Source organism: Pseudomonas sp. TCU-HL1, from assembly GCF_001708505.1.
Taxonomy (GTDB): Bacteria; Pseudomonadota; Gammaproteobacteria; order Pseudomonadales; family Pseudomonadaceae; genus Metapseudomonas.
The window spans coordinates 1,979,015-2,004,566 of record NZ_CP015992.1 but is presented as its reverse complement, the minus strand read 5'-3'; the positions used below and the strand labels follow the sequence as shown (position 1 = coordinate 2,004,566).

Sequence of the window (25,552 nt, the reverse complement as noted above, 5' to 3'; positions counted from 1 at the left end):
TGGAAGTCCCAAAAAACGCCATCTGCTGGCCAAAAGATGTCTTGGAATTCCGACGAATGCATAAGAATTTTTCCTGCTAACCCTTGTGAGAAATATTTCTTAGCCAAGCAAAGAAGTTGTTCTTATCTCTGATGTTACAAGCCTGAAACGGTTTGCCATGGATTTTCGCCAACTTTACGGCGCCAGGAAGCGAAGTTTTGACAAGGAGACCGACAAGAAATGCGCACGCTCACTCCCTTGTGCTCCAGCATCCTGCTGGCCATGGCAGCCACGCAGATCCAGGCCATGACGCTTACGGACGCCATCCAGAGCACCCTGGACAAACATCCCGAACTCCTGGCCAGCGCCCAGAATCGATTGGTCGCCGACGAAGAGGCGAAAGTCGCCAAAGGTGGGTACCTACCGACTGTCGACCTGATAACCGGCGTAGGGCGCGAGCAGACCGACAGCCCTTCGACACGCGCCCTTGGCGATCACAACAAGGAAACCCTGAATTTCCGTGATGCCGAGCTGCGCCTGAGGCAGATGCTCTTCGACGGCTTCAACACCCCCAACGAGGTGGAACGCACCAAATCAGTGGTCAACTCCCGCGCCTACTTCACTCTCGGTACGGCCGAAAGCCTGGCGCTGCGCACCGTCGAGGTGTACCTGGAGGTGCTCAAGCGGCGTGAGATGGTGACCCTGGCCAAGAACAACCTGATGGCCCACGAACGCATCCACGACCAGATCGGCCTGCGCAGCGAGCGCGGCGTCGGCAGCACCGCCGACTTCGACCAGGCCGAAGCCCGCCTGGCCCTGGCCCGGAACAACCTTTACACCGAGGAAGTGAACCTGGCCGACGCACAAGCCAACTTCTACAGCGCCGTTGGCATGCCGGCCGACGAGCTGACCGAGCCCGGGACGATCAAGGGCGAGATGCCTGCCGACCTGATGGCGGCGCGCCAGGGCGTGATGGACAGCAATCCCCTGCTCAAGTCCGCGCAAGCCGACGTAAATGCCGCCGAGAGCCAGTACGAATCGGCCAAGGCACCGTTCTATCCGCGCCTCGATGCCGAACTGGCCACCACCGCCGACGACAACGTGCAGGGTGACGAGGGGCACTACAACACCTGGCGAGCCGGCGTGGTGATGAATTACAACCTGTTCAACGGCATGCGCGACAAGTCCCGGCTGCAAGCGGCCGCGCACCAGATCAACCAGTCCATGGACATCCGCAACAACGCCCTGCGGGTGCTCAACGAGAACCTCTCCCTGGCCTGGAACGCCATGGAGAACGCCCGCAAGCAGACACCCGAAGCGCGCTCCTACGCCGACTACACGGCCCGCGTCCGCGAGGCCTACCAGCAGCAGTTCGGCCTCGGTCAACGCACCCTCCTGGACCTGCTCGACAGCGAGAACGAACTCTTCACCGCCAACCGCCGCTACGTGGAAGTGCGCTACGTCGAGGAGTTCTCCATGTACCGGGTGATCTCGGCCATGGGCGACCTGCTGCGGCGTCAGAACGTCGTGGTTCCGGCCGAGGCCGTCGCGCTCACCGAGGTGAAGAGCGAAGCTCGGTTGCCGGAGATGAAGTGAGCCCGCGTGGGAGTTCAGGATCATGACCACCATGGAACGGACTGACAGCCCGAGAGACCCGCGGCAGGGTCATGACGACCCGCTGCTCGATGGCCTGTTGATCCTCTGCCGACTGCATGGCCGCACCGCCAGCCGCGCCAGCCTGAGCAGCGGCCTGCCACTGCCGGGCCAGCGCCTGTCGGCCGAACTGCTGCCCCGCGCGGCGGCACGCGCGGGCTTGCAGGGCCGACTGCTTCGACGCGAACTGGACGCCATCTCACCGCTCAACCTGCCCTTGCTGCTGATCCTGAAAGGGGGCCGCAGTGCGGTGCTGACCCGTTTCGACGACAAGGGCCGCGTGCTGCTCCTGCCCTGCGAAGCCGACGGCGGCGAGCAATGGGTTCCGCGCGACATACTGGCCCTGGAGTACAGCGGCCAGGCGCTGTTCGCCCGTCCGCGCCATGAGCTGGAAGAGGCCCGCACCCCGCTGGTGCCAAGGGTGACATCCTGGTTCCGCGACACCCTCAAGCTGTCTCGCTGGCTCTACGCCGATGCCATGCTGGCCAGCCTGTTGATCAACCTGCTGGGCATGATGGTCCCGCTGTTCGTGATGCAGACCTACGACCGTGTGGTCCCCAACCAGGCCACATCGACGCTCTGGGTGCTCACCATCGGCCTGCTCATCGGCACCGGCTTCGACCTGCTGTTGCGGGTGCTGCGCGCCAACCTGCTGGACAACGCGGGGAAGAAGACCGACGTCGTACTGTCCGCCACCCTCTTCGAGCGCATCACCGGTATGGCGCTGAAGGCGCGGCCCGCCACCATCGGCGGATTCGCCCAGAGCATCCATGACTTCCAGGGCCTGCGTGAATTCCTCACCGCCGTCACCCTGACCAGCCTCATCGACCTGCCCTTCTCGGTGTTGATGCTGCTGGTGATCGGCCTGCTTGGCGGCCCGCTGGTGGTGATCCCGATCCTCGCCTTCCCCCTGACCGCGATCTTCGCCTGGATCATCCAGGCACGCCTGCGTGACACGGTGCAGCGCAGCCTGACCCTGGGCGCCGAACGCCAGGCGCTGCTGATCGAAACCCTGTCCGGCCTGGAAACCCTCAAGGCCTGCGGCGCGGAGAGCGAACGCCAGCATCGCTGGGAGCACACCCACGGCGCCCTCGCCCGCCTCGACAGCCACTCCCGCTTCCTCTGCGCACTGGCCACCAACGGCACCCTGTTCATGCAGCAATTCGCTGGCCTGGCGATGATCGTCAGTGGCGTCTACAGCATCATCGCCGGCAACCTCAGCGTTGGTGCCCTGGTGGCCTGCTACATGCTCAACAGCCGGGTGCTCTCGCCCCTTGGCCAGATTGCCGGGCTGATCACCCGCTACCAGCAGGCGCGGCTGACCATGAAGTCCACCGACGCGCTGATGACGCTGCCCCAGGAGCGCGAAACCGGACAACAGCCGCTGGAACACCAGTCGTTCAAGGGCAACCTGGACATTTGCCAGGTGGAGTTCCGCTACCCTGGACAAACCACGGCGGCGCTGAGCAAGGTCAGCCTGCGCCTGGCCGCCGGCGAACGCGTCGGCATCATCGGTCGCAGCGGCTCCGGCAAGAGCACCCTGGCGCGACTGATCCTCGGTTTCTACACCCCGGACGAAGGCCAGCTGCTGCTGGATGGCATCGACCTGCGCCAGACCGACATCGGCGACCTGCGTCAGCAGATCGGCTACGTCAGCCATGACCTGCCACTGCTGGCGGGCAGCCTGCGTGACAACCTGACCCTGGGGGCACGCTACGTCAGCGACGAACGCATGCTCGAAGTGGCCGAAATGACCGGCGTTGCCGACCTGGCCCGCCAGCACCCGCAAGGCTACGACCGGCCAGTGGGCGAGCGCGGCCAACTGCTTTCCAGCGGCCAGCGCCAGACCGTGCTGCTGGCCCGCGCACTGCTGCTGGCGCCGCCGCTGCTAGTACTCGACGAGCCCACCAGCGCCATGGACAACAGCAGCGAAGAACAACTGCGCCAACGCCTCGCCACCTGGTCGGCCGGCAAGACGCTGATCCTCATCACTCACCGCAGCTCGATGCTGGCCCTGGTGGACCGCCTGGTGGTGCTGGACAACGGCCAGATCGTTGCCGACGGGCCCAAGGAAACTGTCATCGATGCCCTGCGCAAGGGCCGCATCGGTCAGGGTAACGCCTGAGGAGGCACGGCATGGCCAGTGCAGAGTCGCCCAACCACTACTTCGGCCATCGCGCTGATGCCGACACCGAATTCATGCCGGAAGTGGCTGGCACCCTGCTGGAAGACTCACCACGGGGGACGCGCATCACCGTCTGGGTGGCATGCACCCTGCTGCTGCTGGCATTGGTCTGGGCGCACTTCGCGGTGCTGGAGGAAGTCACTACCGGCGAAGGCAAGGCCATCCCCTCCAGCAAGGTCCAGGTGATCCAGAACCTCGAAGGCGGCATCGTCTCGGAAATCCTCGTCCGTGAGGGCCTGGTGGTGGACAAGGGCGCGGTGCTGCTGCGTCTGGACGACACCCGTTTCCGCTCGAACAAGGGCGAGAGCGAGGCTGATCGACTGGCCCTGGCTGCGCGCGTCGAACGCCTTTCCGCCGAGGCCGAAGGCCGCGAGATGACACTGCCCGAGGAGATCACCCGCGAAGCGCCACAACTGGCCGAGGACGAACTCTCGCTGTACCACGCCCGCGCCCAGCGCCTGGACAGCGAGCAGCGCATCCTCAGCGAGCAACTGCGGCAAAAAAAACAGGAACTCGCCGAATTCCGAGCCAAGAGCGGGCAGTACCGCTCCAGCCTGGGACTGATCCAGCAGGAACTGAACATGTCCCAGCCGTTGGTGAAGGCCGGCGCCATTTCCCAGGTCGAAATCCTCCGTCTGCAACGCAGCGCCGTGGAAACCCGTGGCGAACTCGAAGCCACCAACCTCGCCATCCCGCGCGCCGAATCGGCGATGTCGGAGATCGAGCGAAAAATGGAGGAAAGCCGGCTGTCATTCCGCTCCGACGCCATCAAGGAACTCAACGAGGCGCGCACCGAACTGTCGAAGATCACCTCCAGCGGCAAGGCCATCGACGACCGCGTCAGCCGCACCACGGTGGTCTCGCCGGTACATGGGGTAATCAAGCAGCTCAAGGTCAACACCATCGGCGGCGTGGTCCAGCCCGGCAGTGACCTGGTGGAAGTGGTGCCGCTGGAAGACAGCCTGCTGATCGAAGCCCGCATCCGCCCGCAGGATGTGGCCTTCCTCCATCCGGGGCAGAAGGCGATGGTCAAGTTCACCGCCTATGACTACACCATCTACGGCGGCCTCAAGGCCGACCTGGAACTCATCAGCGCCGACACCATCACGGACGAGGAAGGCAAGAGCTTCTACCTGATCCAGGTGCGGACCGAGAAGAACCACCTGGGCAAGGACGACCACCCGCTGTTGATCATCCCCGGCATGGTCGCGACCGTGGACATCATCACCGGCCAGAAGAGCGTGCTGGACTACCTGCTCAAGCCGGTGTTGAAAGCCCGGCAGGAGGCGATGCGGGAGCGCTAAAGCAACTCCGTCCCGTAGGGTGGAAATCGCTTTTCATTTCCACCATTCGGAGCCCGGCCTGACGCCGATGGTGGATGAAAAGAGCGTCATCCACCCTACAACCTGAGGTCTACTTCTGCTTGTGGGAGCGAATTCATTCGCGATGCGGCCCTTCGCGAATGAATTCGCTCCCACAGAAAAAGCATGCCGCCCCTTGTCGTTATTCCCCATGATTGCGCCTGAACGTCTCCTCCCCCATCGCCTCGATCTGCCCCTGGATCAGCGCCTCGAATGGCCGTAGTAGTTCATCGAATCGATTCGGCGCTTCGAGAATGTCGAGGGCGGCGGCGATGGCTTCGAGGGTGGACAGCGCGCCGGCCATGGGCGCCTTGCGCAAGCGGTAACGGGAAGTCAGCCCCTCGGGCAGCGCCAGCCGTGGCAACGCCTCGAGTTCGGGGTTGAGGTAGAGCAACTTGCGCGCCTTGCGCCAGGTGCCGTCAGGCACCACCAGCAACAGCGGGCGCGGATCATCGCCGGCCGCCTCCGCCACGGCGCGGGCATCATCGCCGGGGAACAGCAAACAGGCGCGGTAGCGGGAATCGGCGAGCGTCTCGGCCAGATCGTCGAAGCGCTCGCCCACGCGCAACTCCGCATTCTCCAGCCCCAGGGCGGCCAGGCGTGCAGTGTTCAGGGCGTGATTCACCTCGCTCGGGTGCTGCAGCAGAAGCACGCGGGTGCGGCTCGCCAGACGCGGAATTAGCGGGCACAGACAATGGCTCTCGGGACGCTGGCAGCGTGGGCAACTCGGACGGGGCATGGGGGTCTCCTGGGGCATGCAGTGTGCCACAGGGCTGTGGGAGCGAATTCATTCGCGAGTAAAGATCCACGTTCGTAGAACGTGGACTTGTGTTTGCCCCCTATAAGGGGGCCATCCTCACACGCAGCACCCAGCTGATCTCCACCACCGTGCCCAACAGTAGGGTGCGCCATGTGCACCGCGGCGATGGTGGCGACTCCGAGTCTGTCTCCCGGTGCGCGCGGCGCACCCTACGGGACTGGCAGCATCCTGCTGGTTCGCTGACTCGAATCGTCACAGGCAGAGCCGGTGACTCATCACCACGTCCGCAGGACGTGGTTTCCCGAGTTCAAATGAATTCGCTCCCACAAATGGGCGCATCAGCGATTGAACCGCTCCGCCAGGCTGTGCAGGTAATCCGCCATGCGTTCCAGGTCATGACTGATGGCGGCGCCTTCCTGGGCCTGGCCGGCGCTGTGGTCGGAGAGCTGGGCGATGCGGGTGATCTGCCGGCTGATGTCCTCGGCCACATGGCTCTGCTGCTCGGACGCCGCCGCCATCTGCTGGCTCATACCGGTGATACGGGTCACCGCCTGGCTGATGCCTTCCAGGGCTTCGCGCACGGCCTCCACGCTGTCGACGCTCTCGCGGGAGATGGCTTCGCCACGGCTGGCAGTGGCCACGGCGCGGTCGGCGCCGGAACGCAGGGAGGCGATGATCTGGTGGATCTGCTCGGTGGACTGGCGGGTGCGCGATGCGAGGGTGCGCACCTCATCCGCCACCACGGCGAAGCCCCGGCCCTGTTCGCCGGCCCGCGCTGCTTCGATGGCGGCATTGAGCGCCAGCAGGTTGGTCTGCTCGGCAATCGCGGTGATCACGTCCGCGACGCTGCCGATGGACTGGGTGGACTCCGCCAGGTCATGCACGGCCTTGCCGATTTCGCTCACCGCCTCGGCCATGTGGCGCATGGCACCCAGGCTTTCGCCGGCCAGGTCGCTGCCCTGGCGAGCCAGGCGTTCAGCCTCCTCGGCGGCATGGGCGGTGTGGCTGACGTTGTGGGACACCTCCTGGATGGTGGCGGCCATCTCGTTGATGGCGGTGGCCGACTGATCCGTTTCGCTGCGCTGCTGCTCCAGCAACTCGGCTTCCGAGCGGGACAGTCGCGCCGCTTCGGCGGCCCGCTGCTTGACGCTCTCGCCGGCGTCCTCCAGACGCGTGAGCGCGGTCTGCAAACGTGCTTCCTCGCTGATCATGGCCATGTCGAGCAAGGCCTGGGCGCCCCGGCTATCGGTGTAGGTCAGGGCCACCAGGCCGCTGGTGAAGGCCTTGGGGTGCTCGGCCAGGGTGCGGCAGATGGTCTGCCGGTCGCGATAGAGCTGGAAGGAGCCGAGGGCGAACATGGTCACCAGGGTCAGCGCCAGCGACAGCCGGCCCTGCAGGAACAGGTTGCCCCCCACCAGCACCAGCGTGGCGAGGATCACCGGCCAGGAACGCATGAAGTCGTAGCTCCAGTATTCCATCCGGGGCACCGGCGGCTTGCCGGCCCGCAGCCGTGCATAGAGCGCATCGGCACGGGCCACCTGCTCGCGGCTGGGGATCGAACGCACCGACTCGTAGCCGATCATCCGGCCGTCCTCGTAGACGGGCGTGACGTAGGCGCTGACCCAGTAGAAATCGCCGTTCTTCGAGCGGTTTTTCACCAGCCCCATCCAGGGCTTGCCCTGCTTGAGTGTCTCCCACATGTGGGCGAACACCGGTGGCGGCATGTCAGGGTGGCGAACAATGTTGTGGGGCTGGCCAAGCAGCTCTTCGCGGGTGAAGCCGCTGATGGCGACGAAGGCGTCGTTGCAGTAAGTGATCTTGCTGTTGAGGTCCGTGGTGGAAATCAGCCTTTCATCGGCACTGAAGGTACGCTCCCGCTCGGTCACGGGCAGATTCTGACGCATGGCTGACAACTCCTTGTGAATGGGCGCAATGCCACTAGTCCCTCTAAAAAGTTCTAGCACGGCGTCTTTCGATGCCCACAAGGCAAGTAAGGTCACTCCATCAACATTGTGATGCGTGTCGCAATAAATCCGTGAAACTCAGCGCAGGTTCAGCTGGGCGCGCAGCAGATCGCGAAAGGTAAGGATCAAGGGCTCCTTGGCCCGCCCCCGGCGCAGGATCATGGAAAACGGCGCCTGGTAGCCGAAGGTGGCCGGCAGCAGGCCGCGCAGGCGCTTCTGCTCGACCCAGGGCTGAGCGTAGTGCTCAGGCAGGTAGCCGATGTAGGCGCCGGACAGCACGAGAATCAGCTGCGCCTCCATGGACTCCACCGTCGCCGCACTGTGCTTGAAGCCATGGCGCGCCAGTTCTGCCTGGCTCCAGTAGCCGCGCCCCACCATGCGCTGCTGGGTGATGAGCTCGGCGGGAATGCGCCGTTCGCTGTACAGCGGGTGGCGTTCACTGCAGTAGAGCCAGTGCTGCTCGCGGTAGAGCGGCTGGTAGACCAGGCCGTTCATCCGCGTGGAGAAGGCGCCGATGGCCAGGTCGAGCCGGTTGTCCAGCACACCGAGCTGCAAGTCATAAGGGCTCATCACCGACAGGTGCAGGTGCACCGCCGCGTGTTCCTGGCTGTAGGCGCCGATCACTTCGGCCAGCGGCAAGGCCGGATCGCTCACGGTGGAGTCGAGCACGCCCAGGTTCAGCGTGCCGCGCAGCTCGCCCTTGAGAGACGCCGAGTAGCGTTCGAAGCTCTCCAGCTCGCCTAACAGACGCAGGGTTTCCTGGTAGTACAGCTCGCCCTTGCTGGTCAGGCTGAACCCGCCACGCCCCCGATGACAGAGCGTCAGGCCCACCTGCCCTTCCAGCTGACTCATGTAGGTGCTGATGGCCGACGTGGAGAGGTTCAGCTCCTGCTGCGCGGCGGCAAAGCCCTGGTGGCGGACCACGCTGGCGAAGATGCGCAGGAGTTTCAGGTCGGGCATGGCGGTGGACATGGGGGCTCAGGGTTCCAGGTTCGATTGAACAATGTAGGGGCGAATTCATTCGCCAAGCAGGACGCAGTCCTGTCCCTTCCCTGGAGCCGATCGGGGCTGCTGTGCAGCCCTTGGCGAATGAATTCGCCCCTACAGAGAAAAAAGCCCCTGTCGGCAAGCGGGCATCTTACCCGCTCCCGATAGTTTAGAAATCCTTGAAGTAATTATTTGCAGCCAGCGATTTTTCAGCGATGGCACTGTCACCAGAATCCGCCCACTACCTACAACCACAACAACCGTGAGGCCACCCCGTGGACAAAAAACTCCATCAGCCCCTGGGCGGCAATGAGATGCCCCGTTTCGGCGGTATCGCCACCATGATGCGCCTGCCGCACATCCAATCCCCCGCAGAACTCGACGCCCTGGATGCCGCATTCGTGGGCGTTCCGCTGGACATCGGCACCTCCCTGCGTTCCGGTACCCGCTTCGGCCCGCGTGAAATCCGCGCCGAATCGGTGATGATCCGCCCGTACAACATGGCGACCGGTGCAGCTCCCTTCGATTCGCTGAACGTGGCCGACATCGGCGACGTGGCCATCAACACCTTCAACCTGCTGGAAGCCGTGCGCATCATCGAGCAGGAATACGACCGCATCCTCGGCCACGGCATTGTCCCGCTGACCCTGGGCGGTGACCACACCATCACCCTGCCGATCCTGCGTGCCATCAACAAGGTGCACGGCAAGGTGGGCCTGGTGCACATCGATGCCCACGCCGACGTCAACGACCACATGTTCGGCGAGAAGATCGCCCACGGCACCACCTTCCGCCGCGCCGTGGAAGAAGGCCTGCTCGATTGCGACCGCGTGGTACAGATCGGCCTGCGCGCCCAGGGCTACACTGCCGAAGACTTCAACTGGAGCCGCAAACAGGGCTTCCGCGTTGTGCAGGCCGAAGAGTGCTGGCACCAGTCGCTGGCTCCGCTGATGGCTGAAGTCCGCGAAAAAGTCGGCGGCGGCCCGGTTTACCTCTCCTTCGACATCGACGGCATCGACCCGGCCTGGGCACCTGGTACCGGCACCCCGGAAATCGGCGGCCTGACCACCATCCAGGCGATGGAAATCATCCGTGGCTGCCAGGGCCTGGACGTCATCGGCTGCGACCTGGTCGAGGTCTCCCCGCCGTACGACACCACCGGCAACACCTCGCTGCTGGGCGCCAACCTGCTCTACGAAATGCTCTGCGTCCTTCCGGGCGTGGCACGTCGTTGAGAACTGCCATGACTGAACAGCAACATGTCCTGGAGGCCGCCAGCACGCTGGTGGCCGCCTTCGCCGCGAACGATACCGAAGCCTACTTCGCTGCCTTCAGTGAAGACGCCAGCTTCGTCTTCCACACCTGCGACAAGCCGCTGCCCACCCGCGCGGCCTATCGCGAGCTGTGGGAATGCTGGCAGCAGGACGGTTTCGAAGTGCTGGCGTGCGAATCCATCAACCCTGTGGTGTGCCTGCAAGGCGACGTGGCGATCTTCTACCACGACGTCGCCACGCGCCTGCGTATCCAGGGTGAAGAAATAGAAAGCCGCGAGCGGGAAACCATCGTTTTCCGTCGGCAACAAGAAAACGGCCGCTGGTTGGCCTGTCACGAGCACTTGTCGGCGATGCCGGAGCAGCTGCCCCAAACCTGATAAGGCTCCCCGGGAGAGAGAAACATGAATAACAACAACAACGACCACGCAGTCACCCGAATAGAGACACACGGTGTCGAGCAGATTCCCGATCACGAACGGGATGCCGGCCCGCTGGACCTGTTCCGCCTGATCTTCGGCGGTGCAAACACCTTCGCCACCGCGGTACTCGGCAGCTTCCCGGTGCTCTTCGGCCTGTCCTTCGAGGCCGGTGTCTGGGCCATCCTGCTGGGCGTGCTGGTAGGTTCGCTGATCCTCGCCCCCATGGGCGTGTTCGGCGCGCTGAACGGCACCAACAACGCGGTGTCCTCCGGTGCCCACTTCGGCGTGCATGGTCGTATCGTTGGTTCCTTCCTCTCCCTGCTCACCGCCATCGCGTTCTTCTCGCTGTCGGTCTGGAGCTCCGGTGACGCCCTGGTGGGCGGCGCCAAGCGCCTGTTCGAGCTGCCGGAAACCGACCTGACCCTCGGTCTGGCCTACGGCCTGTTCGCCGTGCTGGTCCTGGTGGTGTGCATCTATGGCTTCCGCTTCATGCTGCTGGTCAACAAGGTCGCCGTATGGGCCGCCAGCGTCATGTTCCTGCTGGGCGTCTTCGCCTTCGCCGGCCCGTTCGATGCCGCCTACGCCGGTTCCGTGAACCTCGGCCAGGAAGGCTTCTGGGCGGCCTTCATCGGCGCGGCCCTGCTGGCCATGAGCAACCCGGTGTCCTTCGGTGCCTTCCTCGGCGACTGGTCGCGCTACATCCCGCGCGAAACCTCGAAGAAACGCATCATGCTGGCCGTTGTCGCCGCACAATTCGCCACCCTGATCCCCTTCCTGTTCGGCCTGGCCACCGCCACCATCGTCGCCATCCAGGCGCCGGACTACATCGCCCAGAACAACTACGTCGGCGGCCTGCTGGCCGTATCTCCGGCCTGGTTCTTCCTGCCGGTGTGCCTGATCGCGGTCATCGGCGGCATGTCCACCGGCACCACCTCGCTCTATGGCACGGGCCTGGACATGTCGTCGGTCTTCCCGCGCCTGCTCAACCGCGTGCAAGCCACCGTGATGATCGGCGTGCTGTCCATCGGCTTCATCTTCATCGGCCGCTTCGCCTTCAACCTGGTGCAGAGCGTGTCCACCTTCGCCGTGCTGATCATCACCTGCACCAGCCCCTGGATGGTGATCATGATCCTCGGCCTGATCATCCGCCGCGGCTTCTACTGCCCGGACGACCTGCAGGTCTTCACCCGTGGCCTGTCCGGCGGCCGTTACTGGTTCACCAACGGCTGGAACTGGCGCGGCATGGGCGCGTGGGTCCCGAGCGCGCTGGTGGGCCTATGCTTCGTGAACCTTCCGGGCCAGTTCGTCGGCCCGCTGGGTGAGCTGGCTGGCGGCATCGACATCAGCCTGCCGGTGACCCTGGGCACTGCTGCCCTGCTCTATCTGGCACTGCTGACGATCTTCCCGGAACCGGCCTCTGTCTACGGCCCCAAGGGCCCGCGCTGGGTGCCTGCGGGCAAGACCTCCAAAACGACCGCTCAGGGTTCCCCTGAAGCTGCGTAACAACGAAATAGCTCCACTTTATTGCGACTGCCTACAACAACAACCACTGCACTACGCCTTGAAGGAGTTAACGATGAGCAATCGTCCGCTGAAACTGTTTGCCCTCGCTGGTCTGTTCGCCGCCACCCTCAGCGGTGGCGCCATGGCCGCCGACGGCAAGCCCTCGTTCGTGAGTTCGGGAAGTTTCCAGGTCTGTTCCGATCCGACTTTCCCGCCGCTGGAGTTCTTCGAGAAAGCCGGTGACCGCGAACCCAGCGGCTTCGACGCGGACCTGATCCGCGCCCTGGCCAAACACTGGGGCGTGAAACCACGCTTCATCGTTACCGAGTTCACCGGCCTGTTGCCGGGCCTGGATGCCAAGCGTTGCGACGCAGTCATCAGCGGCACGCTGATCACGCCCGAGCGCATCCAGAAGTTGAACGCCGTGGCCTACCTTTCCAGCGCCACCGTCGTGTTCGGCAGCGGCAAGAGCGACCTCAAGCTGAACAGCCTGGACGACCTCTCCGGCAAGGTAGTGGCCGTGCAGTCCGGTACTCGCTACGTGACCATCATGGAAAAACTCAACGAGAGCCTGAAGGCCGCCGGCAAGACCCCGGCCACCCTGCAGACCTACCCGAAAGGCAGCGACGTCGCCCAGCAGGTACTGGTAGGCCGCGCCGCCGCCGGCCTCTCCCAGGACACCGAACTGGCCTACCGCGAACTTCAGACCCCTGGGCAGTTCAAGTCGCTCTACGCCTTCCCCGAGAAGGACATCTTCGGCGCCTACATGCGTCCGAGCCCGGAAGACAAGCAGGCCGTCGAAGCCGCCGTGTCTGCCCTGAAGGCCGACGGCACGCTCAAGTCCATCGCCGAGAAATGGAAGCTCGATCCAGCCAACCTGGAAACCGCCGCAAAGTAACAGCTCCCCTCTCCCACTCGTGGGAGAGGGTGCAGTTTTGCCCTCTCCCGTAAACGGGAGAGGGAGCGAAATGCACGCCTCCATTCACGCAGGACACGTACATGAATTTCGATGTGACTGTCTTCTGGGACGCCCTGACGTCCTGGCACTTCTTCCGTGGCGCCTGCATCACCCTGGTGCTGGCCCTGGTGTCCCACTCGGTGGGTATCCTGATTTCCATTCCCTGCGCCCTGGCCCTGGACGGCCCGCCGAGCGCCTGGCGCAGCACCCTGCGCGGCGTGCTCAGCGTGTTCCGCGGCGCGCCGACCCTGCTGCAACTGCTGTTCGTGTGGAACGCCCTGCCGCAGTTCTTCCCGGTATTCCGTGAAGAGTGGTTCACCCCCTTCATCGCCGCCTGGATCGCCCTCTCCCTCAACGAGGCCGCCTACCAGGTAGAGATCAACCGCGCCGCGCTGAAAGCCGTGGACAAGGGCCAGTACGCTGCCGGCCATGCCCTGGGCCTGTCGCGCTGGCACACCTTCCGCTACGTCATCATGCCGCAGGCCGCGCGCATCGCCGTGCCGCCGACCGCCAACGAATTCATCACCCTGCTGAAGATCACCTCGCTGGCCTCGGTGATTTCCCTGCAGGAACTGATGGCCGTGACCTCGCAGACGGTCTCCACCACCTTCCAGTTCTCCGAGTACTACGCCGTCGCCCTCGTCTACTACCTCGTCATGGTCTACACCCTGACCTGGATGCAGGGTGGCCTCGAACGGCGCCTGGCCTGGGATTCCCACGCCGGCACCAGCAGCAAATCCGTCGGCCTGGTGCAACGCACCCTGGCTCGTATGCGCCGTATCTGAGGAGAGCGTCATGAACGAAATCATCCGTCTGCAGAACGTCGGCAAGTGCTACGAGGACTTCCAGGTGCTGCAAGGCATCAACCTCAGCGTGCGCCAGGGCGAGAAGATCGTCATCTGCGGCCCGTCCGGCTCGGGTAAGTCGACCCTGATCCGCTGCATCAACCGCCTCAACCCGCACGACACCGGCACCATCACCGTTGAAGACCAGGACATCTCCAGCAAATCCGGCAGCGAGCATGTGCGCCGTGAGGTGGGCATGGTGTTCCAGAACTTCAATCTGTTCCCCCACCTGACCGTGCTGGAGAACTGCACCCTGGCGCCGATGAAGGTGCGGGGACTGGGTCGCAAGGAGGCCGAGGAACTGGCCCTGCGCTACCTCAACCGCGTGCACATCGGCTCCCAGGCGCACAAGAAGCCCGGTCAGCTGTCCGGTGGCCAGCAGCAGCGTGTGGCCATCGCCCGCGCCCTGTGCATGAACCCCAAGGTGATGCTGTTCGATGAGCCCACCTCGGCGCTGGACCCGGAAATGGTCGGCGAAGTGCTCGACGTGATGACCGAGCTGGCCCAGGACGGCATGACCATGCTCTGCGTGACCCACGAGATGGGCTTCGCCCGCAAGGTGGCCGATCGCGTGGTGTTCATGGACGCCGGCCAGATCGTGGAAACCGCCACGCCGAACGAGTTCTTCGACAACCCGCAGCATCCGCGTACCCGTGCCTTCCTCTCGCAGATCCGTCACTGATGAACGCACAGAACGAAGCCATCCTGCGTCGTGACCTGGCGGCCGCCTACCGGCTGGCCGCCCTGTTCGGCTGGGATGACACCCTCTACACACACTTCTCGGTGCGCCTGCCGGGCGTGGAGCCGCGCTTCCTGATCAACCCGTTCGGGCTGATGTTCGAGGAAATCCGCGCCAGCGACCTGATCGTGGTCGACATGCACGGCCGTGTGTTGGAAGGCAACGCCGACTACAACGTCGCCGGCTTCACCATCCACAGCGCGGTGCACATGGCCCGCGCCGACGCCCACTGCGTGATCCACACCCATACCCTGGCGGGCATGGCGGTAGCCGCTGCGGACAACGGCCTGGCGCAGCTCAACCAGATCAGCGCCGAGTTCCATCAGCGGGTCGGCTATCACACCTACGAAGGCATCGCCCTGGACCTGGGCGAGCGCGATCGGCTGGTGGCCTCCCTGGGCGACAACATCGCCCTGATGCTGCGCCACCACGGCCTGCTCAGCGTTGGGGCCAGCGTCGCCGACGCCTTCTACGTCATGTACTACCTGAACAAGGCGTGCGAAATACAAGTCGCTGCCTCCTCCCTGCGCGGCATCCGCGAGATGCCCAACGAGCTCAGCGTGCACGCCTGCGAACAGTTCCAGGCCGCCGAATGGCAGCGCCAGCTGGTCTGGGAAGCCTGGCTGAGAAAGCTCGAGCGGGAATGCCCCGAATACAAGGACTAGGAAAAGCGGGATTGCTTTGAAACGGCGCAGTGTGAAGCGTTGCGCGCCTTTGCAACACCTGTCGCGGCCTCTAAGCCGTGGCAACAACAATAGAAAGAGAGACCTGTAATGGCTTTGGATATTTTCGTAGTACTGATCTATGCCGCTGGCATGCTGCTGCTCGGCTGGTACGGCATGCGCCGCGCCAAGTCCCATGAGGAGTTCCTGGTAGCTGGGCGCAACCTGGGCCCAGCCTTCTACATGGGTACCATGGCCGCCACCGTGCTCGGTGGTGCGTCCACCGTCGGCACCGTGCGCCTGGGCTACGTCCATGGCATTTCCGGTTTCTGGCTTTGCGCCGCACTGGGCGCGGGCATCATCGTGCTCAACCTGTTCCTGGCCAAGCCGCTGCTGAAGCTGCGCATCTTCACCGTTACGCAGATCCTCGAGCGTCGCTACAACCCGATGGCCCGCCAGGCCAGCGCGGCGATCATGTTCGCCTATGCACTGATGATCGGCGTGGTATCCACCCTGGCCATCGGCACCGTGATGGAAGTGCTGTTCGGCCTGCCGTTCTGGATCTCCGTCCTGCTCGGCGGCGGCGTGGTCGTTGTCTACTCCACCATCGGCGGCATGTGGTCCCTGACCCTGACCGACATCGTGCAGTTCATCATCAAGACCGTTGGCCTGATGTTCCTGCTGCTGCCGATCTGCCTGTACCGCGTGGGTGGCTGGGACGAACTGGTGGCCAAGCTGCCGGAAACCGCCTTCAGCTTCACCACCATCGGCTATGACACGATCATCACCTACTTCCTGATCTACTTCTTCGGCATCCTCATCGGCCAGGACATCTGGCAGCGCGTGTTCACTGCGCGCAGCGAGGGCGTGGCCAAGTACGCGGGCACCGTCGCTGGCATCTACTGCGTGATCTACGGCCTGGTAGGTGCCCTGATCGGCATGTGCGCCAAGGTGCTGCTGCCTGACCTGGACAACGTCAACAATGCCTTCGCCGCCATTGTCCAGGCTTCCCTGCCGGATGGCATCCGCGGCCTGGTGATCGCCGCCGCCCTGGCCGCCATGATGTCCACCGCCAGCGCCGGCCTGCTCGCTGCCTCCACCACCATCACCGAAGACCTGCTGCCCAAGCTGCGCGGCGGCAAGGAATCCAGCCTCGGATTGAGCCGCCTGTTCACCCTGCTCACCGGCATCGCCGTGCTGGTCATCGCGCTGATCGTCAACGACGTGCTTGGCGCCCTGACCCTGGCCTACAACCTGCTGGTCGGCGGCATGCTCATCCCGCTGCTGGGCGCCATCTACTGGAAGCGCGCCAGCACCGCCGGCGCCATCGCCAGCATGAGCCTGGGCTGCATCACTGCGCTCGTATTCATGTACACCGACGGCCTCGAAGCCAACACCCCGATCTACTACAGCCTGGCTGTAGGCGCGGTGAGCTTCGTGGTGATCAGCCTGCTGTCCCGCCGCCCTGCAGCGGCCACCGAGCTGGCCTGACATGCACTGCCGCCTCCCCCTGGAGGCGGCATTTCCCGCCCCGGTCCGGTGCCCGCCGACCGGGGCTTTTTTTCATCCCGGGCCAGGCTCTCCCTCCCGTTGTGGGAGCGAATTCATTCGCGATGCGGCGTCACCCCGTGCAGACTGGTCCAACGGGCCGCTGCGCGGCCCTTCGCGAATGAGTTCGCTCCTACAGACAGGCATTCCCATCGAGCACGGAGCACCCCATGAAAATCGTCAGCCGCGACCAGTGGTTCGAAGTCGAGCACTGCTATGACGGCATCAGCCTGATCAGCGAACCCTTCGTGCGGCCCTTCTACCGCTGCAACCTCTGGCACATCCAGGGCCGCGACCAGGACCTACTGATCGACTCCGGCTCCGGCCTGGTCAGCCTGCGTGAGCAGTTACCCTGGCTCACCCAGCGGCCACTGCTGGCGGTGGCCAGCCACACCCATTTCGACCATATCGCCGGCCACCACGAATTCCCCGAGCGTCTGGTGCATCCGGCGGAAGCGGACATCCTGGCCGCCCCCACCGGGGCCAATACCCTTTCAGCGGATTACGTCGGCGATGACATGTTCGAAGCGCACCCGGACTGCCCGCTGTGCTACGCCGAATACCGCGTAAAAGCGGCGCCGGCGACGCGGCTGATCGATGAGGGGGATGTGCTGGACCTGGGTGATCGAGTCCTGGAGGTGCTGCATACCCCCGGTCACTCACCGGGCGGCATCAGCCTGTGGGAAGCGAAGACGGCGACGCTGTTCAGCGGCGACATCATCTACGACGGTCCGCTGATCGATAATGCCTACCACTCGAACCTGGACGACTACGCGAAAAGCCTCACACGGCTGCGCGACCTTCCGGTGCGCACCGTGCATGGCGGTCATTTCCCCAGCTTCTCCGGTGAGCGCCTGCGCGAGTTGGCGGACAACTGGCTCAGGGCTCACGAGTAGCCGGTTACTTCCTCAGGCGGCGCTGCTCGGCGAGACGGCGCTGCTCTTCACTAGGGACCGGGATAGGTTGCAGGCGCGGTGCCTCGATCAGGCCCAGCGCGACACCCAATTGCCACATCCACGCTTCTAGCCGCTTCATCATGCTTGACCCCCTTTCCTGGGACGTTGGTCGGGCGGCCCTTGCTTCTTGGACCGCCCTCGTCTGGAGCTTAGTTGCTCCCGGCAAGATCCAAAATACGCGCGCTCAGAAATTTCCTACTGACCTGAGTCAAACCGCTGAACGGTATCGCGGCAACCACCTATTGGAGTCAAGGCGTCTAGTGTCTGCGAGCCAAGTGCAAATGCCGATGGATATCGCTTCGCTCGCCCTGAATTCAACACCAAAGATGGACCGTAGGGTGCGCTGCGCGCACCAGCTTGCCGGTGAGCCGAAGTATCGGTGCGCACAGCGCACCCTACGCAGGAATCAACGGCTGTCACGCGTCGCGACTGCCCTGCTGCAGGTCGATCCACGCCCGCAGGTTGGCGCCGAGCATGCCCTTGCGCCACATCAGCCAGGTGGTGGTGCGGTTGAACGGGGCGTCCAGCTGGTGAACCCGTACCGCCTCCCGTCCGGGCAGGCTTTCCAGCATGGATCGCGGTACCAGGGCGATGCCACCGCCAGCGATCACGCAGGCCAGCATGCTGTGGTAGGACTCGATTTCCATGGGCGGCGCCATGGGCACCCGCGAGGCGACGAACCAGCCTTCCAGGCGGCGGCGGTAGGAGCAGCTCTGGCGGAAGGCAAAGACCTCCAGCCCGGCCACGTCATGGGCCGACTTCACCGGGCCATGGGCGGCCTCGGTGATCAGCACCATTTCCTCTTCGAACATCGGCAAGCCATCCAGCTCGGCGAACTCCACCGGGCCATCGACAAGCGCCGCATCCAGGCGTCCACTGAGCAGGCCGTCGAGCAGCTCGCCACTGGGCGCGGTCTGTACCTGCAGGTTTACCGCCGGCCAGGCGCGGTGGTAACGCACAAGGATGGGCGGCAGGTGGATGGCCGCGGTGCTGAACATGGAGCCGATGACGAAATCCCCCGCTGGCTCGTCGCCCCGCAACGCGGCCTCGGCTTCGGCCTGCAGGGCAAACATGCGCTCGGCGTAGCCCAGCATCACCTTGCCTGCGGGTGACAACGTCAGACGCTGGCGCTCGCGAAGGAACAACTCGACGCCCAGGCTCTCCTCCAGCTGCTTGAGGCGCGTGGACAGGTTCGACGGCACCCGGTGCAGGCGCGTCGCCGCGCGGGTGATGGAGCCTTCCTCGGCCACGGCCTGGAAGATGCGGAGCTGGCTGAGTTCCATGGAGCAACCATTCAATTAAAGAGAACAGACTAGCTATTTTTATTCTCTTCTAATGAACACATCCAGGCCCGGCATGAAATTCCGATGACCAGCACAGGAGAACGCCCATGCTGGGTCCGCTGCTGGTGGGGGATTGATACTCAGGACCCTGAGAGAGCGAATTCATTCGCGAATGAATTCCACACAAAACAGCAACGTAGGATGGGTAGAGCCCGCGAAACCCATCGATGGGTTTCGCTTCGCTCTACACCATCCTACGAGGTGCTGGCTCTAGGTCCCGGTCTTGATCTTGGTCCAGGTCCGCGTGCGGATGCGTTCCAGCTTCGGCGGCAGCATCTCCACCGAGAACAGCTTGGCCTGCACCTCGGCCGGCGGGTAGACGTTGGGGTTGTCGCGCAGTTCGGCGGAGATCAACGGGTCCGCCGCCTGGTTGGGGTTGGCGTAGGCGACGTGGTCAGAGATGGGCGCGACCACTTCCGGGCGTAGCAGGTAGTTGAGGAAGGCGTGGGCCTGCTCGACGTTCTTCGCGTCCTTCGGAATCGCCAGCACATCGAACCAGGCTGCGGTGCCTTCCTTGGGAATGCGGTACTCCACCTTCACGCCGTTGCCCGCCTCGCGTGCCCGCGCAGCGGCCTGCATGGCGCCGCCGGACCAGGCCAGGGCCACGCAAACTTCGCCGTTGGCAAGGTCGGTTACGAACTTCGACGAGCTGAAGTAGCTGATATGGGGGCGCAATTTCGCCAGCAGTTCCTCGGCCTTCTTGTAGTCGTCCGGGTTGTGGCTGTCGGGCGAAAGGCCCAGGTAGTGCAGCACTTCCGGGATCACTTCGGTGGGCGAGTCGAGGAATGCAACGCCGCACTGCTTGAGCTTGGCCAGGTTGTCCGGGTTGAAGATCAGCTCCCAGGAGTCCACCGGCGCGTTCTCGCCCAGCACCGCCTTGACCTTTTCGACGTTGTAGGCGATGCCGTTGGTGCCCCACATGTAGGGCATCACGTACTGGTTGCCCGGGTCCTTGGCGGCCAGCACCTTGAGCAGCGCCGGGTTGAGGTTCTTCCAGTTCGGCAGCTTGCTCTTGTCCAGCGGCTGGAACACACCGGCCTTCATGTAGTTGGGCAGGAAGCTGTCGCTGGGCACCACCAGGTCGTAGCCGGAACGGCCGGAGAGCAGCTTGGCCTCCAGCACTTCGTTGCTGTCGTAGACGTCGTACTGGGGCTTGATGCCGCTGTCGGCCTGGAAATTCTTCAGGGTGTCCGGGCCGATGTAATCGAACCAGTTGTAGATGCGCACCTCAGGCGTGGCGACAGCCGTCAGCGAGGCGCCCAGCAAGGCCCCCGCCACAATAATGCGGGCCTTCATTGGGCAGCTCCTTCGTAGCCCTGCAGGACGTTCACCGCGTTTACGCCGATAGCCTCCACCGCGTAGCCACCTTCCATGATGAACAGGGTCGGCAGGCCGAGGGCGGCGATGCGCTGGCCCATGCGGATGTAGTCGGGCGAGTCCAGCTTGAACTTGGAGATGGGGTCGTCCTTGTAGGTGTCCACGCCCAGGGAGATCACCAGGGCATCCGGGGCGTAGGCGGCAATCTTGCGGCATGCGTCGTCCAGCGCGGCGGACCAGCCGTCCCAACCGGTGCCGTGGGGCAGCGGGTAGTTGTAGTTGAAGCCAGTGCCCTCACCTTCGCCACGCTCGTCAGCATGACCCAGGTAGTAGGGGTACTCCACCAGCGGGTCGCCATGGATGGAGGCGAAGAGCACATCGCTGCGGTCGTAGAACAGTTCCTGGGTTCCGTTGCCGTGGTGGTAGTCAACGTCGAGGATCGCCACTCGTTTAGCGCCCTGGTCGAGGAAGGCCTGGGTGACGATGGCAGCGTTGTTGAAGAAGCAGTAGCCGCCCATGAAATCGCTGCCGGCGTGGTGTCCCGGCGGACGGCAGAGGGCGAAGGCGGTGTTGGCACCCTGGCGGATATGGTCCTGCGCAGTCAGCGCCACCTGGGCGGAACTGTACACGGCCTGCCAGGTGCCGGCGGTGATCGGCGCCTCGGTGTCGAAGCAGTAGTGACCGAGCTGGCCATGCAGCGCGGTGGGGATGGGGCCATCGCGGCGCAGGCGGCGCGCCGGGAAGGTGGAGGGGAGCATGTCGCAGCTGTGGCCTTCGGCGGCCCAGCGATCCCAGGCGCCCTTGAGGAACTCCACATAAGCGGCGTCATGCACACGCAGGACCGGCTCCAGCCCGAAGTCGCGCGGGTCGATCACCTCCCCGAGGTTCTGCTGGCGAACGCGCGCCAGCACGGTATCCGCGCGGCTGGGCATTTCGAAGCAGGGCTGGAGCTTGCCATCGACCAGTTCCGACTGGCCAAAGTGGAGACGGTGATCGTCGCTATAGACGGTCAGCATGGAGGGCACCTCATCCGGGTCTTGTTATTGGTGGTTGGATTCTGTGGGGGATCGGGGGTATTTGCGCAGAGGTTCGGGCGGCCAATAGGGGATCGATATGGCCAACTTCAATGGCCAGCAACTCCTTCCATGTCGCTGCATCTCGCTGGCCCCGTAGGTTGTGGCTGAGCTACGCGAAGCCCAACATCCTGGCCCGCCGATGACTCCGCTGTTGGGCTTCGCTGCGCTCTGACCAACCTACGCCCCCCCCACAACAACGTAGAACCTAGTGGGGGCGAATTCATTCGCGATGAGCACCGCTCAACGGCTCGACCGCAGGGACAAGACACGTTGAGCTTCATTAGCCAGCTCCTCATCCGGGCTTGCGATTCTCAAGCTACTGGCCTGGAACTCGCCCATGATCGGCAGTGAACGTGACAAATCGCGGCCATTCACGGACACCGACAGCAATCCTCCACGATGGGAGTTCAGGAAGTCGGCCAATGACTTCGCGCAGACATCATTCAGCGCCACGTGCACATAGGACCGCTGCCCCTGGTCCCGCATGACCATGGAATTCTCCACGCATTCACGGGTTAGCAAGTAATCCTTGTCATCGATATTGAACAGAACACCTTCAGAAGTCGCAGAGACGCAGCCCGAAGCAACAAGTACGAATAGCGGCAGAAAGAAAAGCGACTTCATCATGTCCTCTCAATAAACAGTGACCGTAATGACCTGGCCCAAGCTGTGACTTCTGAACCTGATCCGGGAAACGCACGCACAGATACCGCTGGTGAAGGTGTGGGTACCGGGCCCCACCACTATGTCGCTCGATTCAGTCGCCCCTTGGAAGTAACGTACCTCAGCGTCAAAGGTCGAGGATCCTGACGACGTATCGAACTCAACCTTGTAAGAGAGCGGCCCCCCCATCTGCTCGGCGATTACCACCCAAGGCCCCCAAATACCTGTGGGCGGTGCCCAACCTTCCAACTGTTTCATGGCTCCTCCTTTTCGTCATTGCACAAAAAAGGAGATGAACCATGCCAGATGGGACTCGGGCCGAGGCACGTCTGTAACTGATTCAGAAAATTCCCGGAATCAAAGCGTCAACGAGCACAAGCAATGTCATCAGCCAGGGCGCCGATTTTTCCTCGGATTGAATATCAGCTATTAGGCTTCTCATTTGCGAATGAACCGGCACAAGGACGCGAATCCTTGTAGGGGCGAATTCATTCGCCAAGGGCAGCGCAGCTGTCCCCTTTGGCCAAGCAGGGCGGACCTGCGGTCCGCATTGCGATTGAAATCGCCCCCACAGGTTCTCCCTGCTCCCCTCCACTACCCCCGGAAATGACTCGGCGGCTGGCCGCTCCAGCGCTGGAAGGCGTGGCGCAGGCTGGCGGTTTCGCTGAAGCCGAGTTCTTCGGCGATGCGGTAGATGGGGATGTCGCCTTTCTGGAGCATTTCCTTGGCGCGGGTGAAGCGCAGTTCGTCCAGCAACTGCTGGTAGCTGGTCTGCTGCTGGGCCAGATGTCGGCGCAGGCTGCGGGAGGAACAGTTCATCTGCCGGGCCAGTTCTTCCAGCCCCGGCGGGTCTTGCAGACGCGCCGCGAGCAGGCCGCGTACCCGTTCCAGCCAGGCGCGGCGGGCGGCGAACTCGACATTCTGTCGACGGCACTGTTCGAGCATTTCCTTGTGGGTCACCGGGTCGGCCAACGGCAAACGCCGCGCCAGCCAGGCGGCGTCGAAACCCATGGCACTGTGGGGCGCGCCGAAGCTCACCGGGCAGCCGAAACCCCGCGCGTAGGGCCGTGCCATGCCGGCGCTGGCCGGGTAGTCCAGATGCACCGCACGCAGCGGCAGCGCCTGGCCGAGCAGATCGGCGAAGGTGACCTTGAGCGAGCCCAGGCACAGCTCGGTGTTGAAGGCGCGCAGCGATTCGTCCTCGCTGTAGCCGGTGGCCGTCAGCCAGACGGTGTCGCCATCCTGCTCCAGGGCCAGGCGGAAATAAGTCCCCAGCAACACCGGGTAGCTGAGGCCGACACGCAGCGCTTCACCGAAAGTCGGCGCGGAGAGCATCGCGTAGCCCAGCAGGCCGTAGGCGGAAATGCGTGTGCGCAAACCGAGAGCCAAACCCAGGACCGCACGCGGTGCCAGGCGCACAGCATTGGCGTAGACCTGTTGCTCCTGCTCGGGGTTGACCAGCTTCTGCAGTTCGACGAGGTCCTGCTCGCTGATTCCGCTGCCGGCCAGCACGTCGCAGGCATCGATGCCCTCCTCCCGCAACAGCGCCACGGTCAGCGCCGACATGTGCAGGGAGTTGAGCCAGGTCGCGCGGGAGAAAATGTGCTCGACCATGGCCCTTACTGGATGGCCTCGGTGAGTTCCCGTTCCTGGCGCCGGTAGGGGAAGACGTCGATCACCTTGCCGGAGCGGATGGCGCCCTGCAGGGATTTCCAGTAATCGGCGTCGTAGAGGTCGCCATGCAGTTTGTTGAACAGGCGACGCTGGCCCATATCGGCGAAGAGGAAGCGCGGGAATTCTTCCGGGAACACGTCGTTGGGCGCCACCGAGTACCAGGGCTCGGCAGACATTTCGTCTTCCGGATAACGCGGCGGCGGGATGACGCGGAAGTTCACCTCGGTGAGGTAGCAGATCTCGTCATAGTCGTAGAACACCACACGACCGTGGCGGGTGACGCCGAAGTTCTTCAGCAGCATATCGCCGGGGAAGATGTTCGCCGCCGCCAGCTGCTTGATGGCCAGGCCGTAGTCGTAGAGCGCCTCGTGTACCTGTGCATCGCTGGCGCTCTCCAGGTAGATATTCAGCGGGGTCATGCGGCGCTCGGTCCAGCAGTGGCGGATGAGCACCACGTCGCCCTCCAGTGCAATGGTCGAAGCTGCCACCTCCAGCAACTCGGCCAGGCAGTCCGGGTCGAACTTGGATTTCGGGAAGCGGAAATCGGCGAATTCCTGGGTGTCGGCCATGCGCCCTACCCGGTCGACGTTCTTCACCAGCCGGTACTTCTCGATCACGGTATTACGGTCGACCGTCTTGGCGTGGGCAAAGCGGTCCTTGATCACCTTGAACACGGTATTGAAGCCCGGCAGCGTAAACACGCTCATCACCATCCCGCGCACCCCGGGCGCCATGATGAAGCGGTCGTCGGTGTTGGCCAGGTGGTTGATCAGCGCGCGGTAGAACTCCGATTTGCCGTGCTTGTAGAAGCCGATGGAGGTGTACAGCTCGGCGATGTGCTTGCCCGGCATGATGCGCTTGAGGAAGCCGACGAACTCGGCCGGCACCGCCACGTCCACCATGAAGTAGGACCGGGTGAAGGAGAAGATGATCGAGACTTCCGCCTCGTCGGTGATCAGGGCATCGGCCTGGATGCCCTTGTCCTCGCGGTGCAGCAGCGGAATCACCAGCGGCCACTGCTCATCGCGGGTGTTGATGCGCCCCACCAGGTAGGCGCCCTTGTTGCGGTAGAGCGGCGAGGCGAACAGCTCGATGCACAGCTCCGGGTCCTTGCACACCCAGTCCGGCAGGTTCTCGCGCAGTTGCACTTCGAGGCGTTCCAGGTCACCCGCACGATCGTCGTAGGGCACGTCGAATCGAAAGTCATCGAGTATCGCCGAGAGCGCGGCATGCAGCCGGCCTTCGGGGCGGTAGCTGCGGGTCTGTGGCGCTCGCTCATGGGCACGCAGCGAGGGTCGGGTGGTGTGGATGAACATGCAGCCGTCGCTGATCAGGTCATGGCTGAACAGGCTGCAGAACACCGAGTTGTACCAGGTCTCGGAAAGCTCATCGTCCAGGCGCAGGTCGATCAGGCCGATATAGGCGCTTTTCACCAGCGGCCAGAGTTGCACATCCAGCAGTTCATCCGTTGCATAGGCCGCGCGCAGCCGCTCACTGGTTTCGCTGACCTTCACCTCGTAGAGGGCGATCCGCTCGGCGGCGGCCTGCTGGGTCGCCGGCCACTGCGCCTGTTCGAAACGGGCGCGGGCGCCATCGGTGATCTGGCGGAAATGTTCACGGTAATCATCGAAGCCTTCGAGGATCAGTCGGGCGATGCCTTCGGCCGGCCATTGCTGCGCCATGGGG

23 protein-coding genes and 1 pseudogene are annotated in these 25,552 nt (G+C 63.8%); 12 read left to right on the top strand and 12 right to left on the bottom strand.

Features of this window, described 5'->3' with window-relative positions; genetic code table 11:
- Positions 1-219 precede the first annotated feature (219 nt).
- Genes THL1_RS09340 through THL1_RS09330 form a run of 3 tightly spaced genes read left to right on the top strand, consistent with a single transcriptional unit; the run spans position 220 to position 5,121 of the window.
- A complete protein-coding gene (locus tag THL1_RS09340) occupies positions 220-1,575 on the top strand; it encodes a TolC family outer membrane protein (RefSeq protein WP_069083012.1) in 1,356 nt (451 codons plus the stop codon).
- A 22-nt stretch (positions 1,576-1,597) separates the two neighbouring features.
- On the top strand, positions 1,598-3,757 hold the full coding sequence (locus tag THL1_RS09335; RefSeq protein WP_069083011.1) for a type I secretion system permease/ATPase: 2,160 nt from the start codon (positions 1,598-1,600) through the stop codon (positions 3,755-3,757).
- A gap of 11 nt (positions 3,758-3,768) precedes the next feature.
- Complete coding sequence (locus THL1_RS09330) at positions 3,769-5,121, top strand: HlyD family type I secretion periplasmic adaptor subunit (protein WP_069083010.1); 1,353 nt, start codon at positions 3,769-3,771, stop codon at positions 5,119-5,121.
- Positions 5,122-5,320: 199 nt separating this feature from the next.
- Here THL1_RS09330 and THL1_RS09325 read toward each other — a convergent pair whose 3' ends face one another.
- The 4 genes and pseudogenes from THL1_RS09325 to THL1_RS09315 form a co-directional block, all read right to left on the bottom strand.
- Positions 5,321-5,917 carry a tRNA-uridine aminocarboxypropyltransferase gene (locus tag THL1_RS09325; RefSeq protein WP_069083009.1) on the bottom strand — a complete coding sequence of 199 codons (597 nt, stop codon included), beginning with the start codon at positions 5,915-5,917 and terminating at the stop codon, positions 5,321-5,323.
- A 359-nt stretch (positions 5,918-6,276) separates the two neighbouring features.
- Positions 6,277-7,296, bottom strand: coding sequence for a methyl-accepting chemotaxis protein (locus tag THL1_RS09320; RefSeq protein ID WP_414703745.1), 1,020 nt, complete (start codon positions 7,294-7,296; stop codon positions 6,277-6,279).
- A gap of 234 nt (positions 7,297-7,530) precedes the next feature.
- Positions 7,531-7,842 (bottom strand): annotated as a pseudogene (locus THL1_RS31300) (PAS domain-containing protein); the annotation flags it as partial.
- A 138-nt stretch (positions 7,843-7,980) separates the two neighbouring features.
- Positions 7,981-8,874, bottom strand: coding sequence for a LysR family transcriptional regulator (locus THL1_RS09315; RefSeq protein WP_069083007.1), 894 nt, complete (start codon positions 8,872-8,874; stop codon positions 7,981-7,983).
- Positions 8,875-9,164: 290 nt separating this feature from the next.
- Between THL1_RS09315 and speB the strand changes: the two genes are divergently transcribed.
- The 9 genes from speB to THL1_RS09270 all read left to right on the top strand — a co-directional run bounded on the left by speB (position 9,165) and on the right by THL1_RS09270 (position 17,733).
- Entirely contained in the window at positions 9,165-10,124 is a 960-nt protein-coding gene (speB, locus tag THL1_RS09310; protein ID WP_069083006.1) for an agmatinase, read from the top strand.
- An 8-nt stretch (positions 10,125-10,132) separates the two neighbouring features.
- Positions 10,133-10,540, top strand: coding sequence for a YybH family protein (locus THL1_RS09305; RefSeq protein WP_069083005.1), 408 nt, complete (start codon positions 10,133-10,135; stop codon positions 10,538-10,540).
- Positions 10,541-10,564: 24 nt separating this feature from the next.
- Entirely contained in the window at positions 10,565-12,085 is a 1,521-nt protein-coding gene (locus tag THL1_RS09300) for a purine-cytosine permease family protein (RefSeq protein WP_069083004.1), read from the top strand.
- 73 nt (positions 12,086-12,158) lie between these two features.
- Positions 12,159-12,983 carry an ABC transporter substrate-binding protein gene (locus THL1_RS09295; RefSeq protein ID WP_069083003.1) on the top strand — a complete coding sequence of 275 codons (825 nt, stop codon included), beginning with the start codon at positions 12,159-12,161 and terminating at the stop codon, positions 12,981-12,983.
- 101 nt (positions 12,984-13,084) lie between these two features.
- Positions 13,085-13,828 carry an amino acid ABC transporter permease gene (locus THL1_RS09290; protein WP_069083002.1) on the top strand — a complete coding sequence of 248 codons (744 nt, stop codon included), beginning with the start codon at positions 13,085-13,087 and terminating at the stop codon, positions 13,826-13,828.
- Positions 13,829-13,838: 10 nt separating this feature from the next.
- On the top strand, positions 13,839-14,570 hold the full coding sequence (locus THL1_RS09285) for an amino acid ABC transporter ATP-binding protein (RefSeq protein WP_069083001.1): 732 nt from the start codon (positions 13,839-13,841) through the stop codon (positions 14,568-14,570).
- Positions 14,570-15,292: a class II aldolase/adducin family protein gene (locus tag THL1_RS09280; RefSeq protein ID WP_069083000.1), complete on the top strand. Its 723-nt coding sequence runs from the start codon at positions 14,570-14,572 to the stop codon at positions 15,290-15,292. The genes THL1_RS09285 and THL1_RS09280 overlap by 1 nt, the downstream gene beginning before the upstream one ends.
- A gap of 108 nt (positions 15,293-15,400) precedes the next feature.
- On the top strand, positions 15,401-16,780 hold the full coding sequence (locus THL1_RS09275) for a sodium:solute symporter (protein ID WP_069082999.1): 1,380 nt from the start codon (positions 15,401-15,403) through the stop codon (positions 16,778-16,780).
- Positions 16,781-17,007: 227 nt separating this feature from the next.
- Positions 17,008-17,733 carry an MBL fold metallo-hydrolase gene (locus THL1_RS09270; protein ID WP_069082998.1) on the top strand — a complete coding sequence of 242 codons (726 nt, stop codon included), beginning with the start codon at positions 17,008-17,010 and terminating at the stop codon, positions 17,731-17,733.
- 4 nt (positions 17,734-17,737) lie between these two features.
- Here THL1_RS09270 and THL1_RS30295 read toward each other — a convergent pair whose 3' ends face one another.
- The 8 genes from THL1_RS30295 to aceK form a co-directional block, all read right to left on the bottom strand.
- Positions 17,738-17,875 carry a PA1414 family protein gene (locus THL1_RS30295; RefSeq protein WP_177343823.1) on the bottom strand — a complete coding sequence of 46 codons (138 nt, stop codon included), beginning with the start codon at positions 17,873-17,875 and terminating at the stop codon, positions 17,738-17,740.
- A 334-nt stretch (positions 17,876-18,209) separates the two neighbouring features.
- Positions 18,210-19,076, bottom strand: coding sequence for a putrescine utilization regulator PtrR (ptrR, locus tag THL1_RS09265; RefSeq protein ID WP_069082997.1), 867 nt, complete (start codon positions 19,074-19,076; stop codon positions 18,210-18,212).
- 270 nt (positions 19,077-19,346) lie between these two features.
- Positions 19,347-20,432 carry an extracellular solute-binding protein gene (locus tag THL1_RS09260; RefSeq protein ID WP_069082996.1) on the bottom strand — a complete coding sequence of 362 codons (1,086 nt, stop codon included), beginning with the start codon at positions 20,430-20,432 and terminating at the stop codon, positions 19,347-19,349.
- Positions 20,429-21,469: a histone deacetylase family protein gene (locus THL1_RS09255; RefSeq protein ID WP_069082995.1), complete on the bottom strand. Its 1,041-nt coding sequence runs from the start codon at positions 21,467-21,469 to the stop codon at positions 20,429-20,431. Before THL1_RS09255 ends, THL1_RS09260 begins: the two co-directional genes overlap by 4 nt.
- Positions 21,470-21,769: 300 nt before the next feature.
- On the bottom strand, positions 21,770-22,156 hold the full coding sequence (locus tag THL1_RS09250; RefSeq protein WP_069082994.1) for a hypothetical protein: 387 nt from the start codon (positions 22,154-22,156) through the stop codon (positions 21,770-21,772).
- A gap of 6 nt (positions 22,157-22,162) precedes the next feature.
- The gene (locus THL1_RS09245; RefSeq protein ID WP_069082993.1) at positions 22,163-22,450 is read right to left on the bottom strand and encodes a colicin Z C-terminal domain-related protein; all 288 of its coding nucleotides are present in this window, start codon (positions 22,448-22,450) and stop codon (positions 22,163-22,165) included.
- A gap of 336 nt (positions 22,451-22,786) precedes the next feature.
- Positions 22,787-23,806 (bottom strand): AraC family transcriptional regulator, encoded by a 1,020-nt coding sequence (locus THL1_RS09240; protein ID WP_069082992.1) that lies wholly within the window; start codon positions 23,804-23,806, stop codon positions 22,787-22,789.
- A 5-nt stretch (positions 23,807-23,811) separates the two neighbouring features.
- Positions 23,812-25,548 carry a bifunctional isocitrate dehydrogenase kinase/phosphatase gene (aceK, locus tag THL1_RS09235; protein WP_069082991.1) on the bottom strand — a complete coding sequence of 579 codons (1,737 nt, stop codon included), beginning with the start codon at positions 25,546-25,548 and terminating at the stop codon, positions 23,812-23,814.
- Positions 25,549-25,552: the final 4 nt, after the last annotated feature.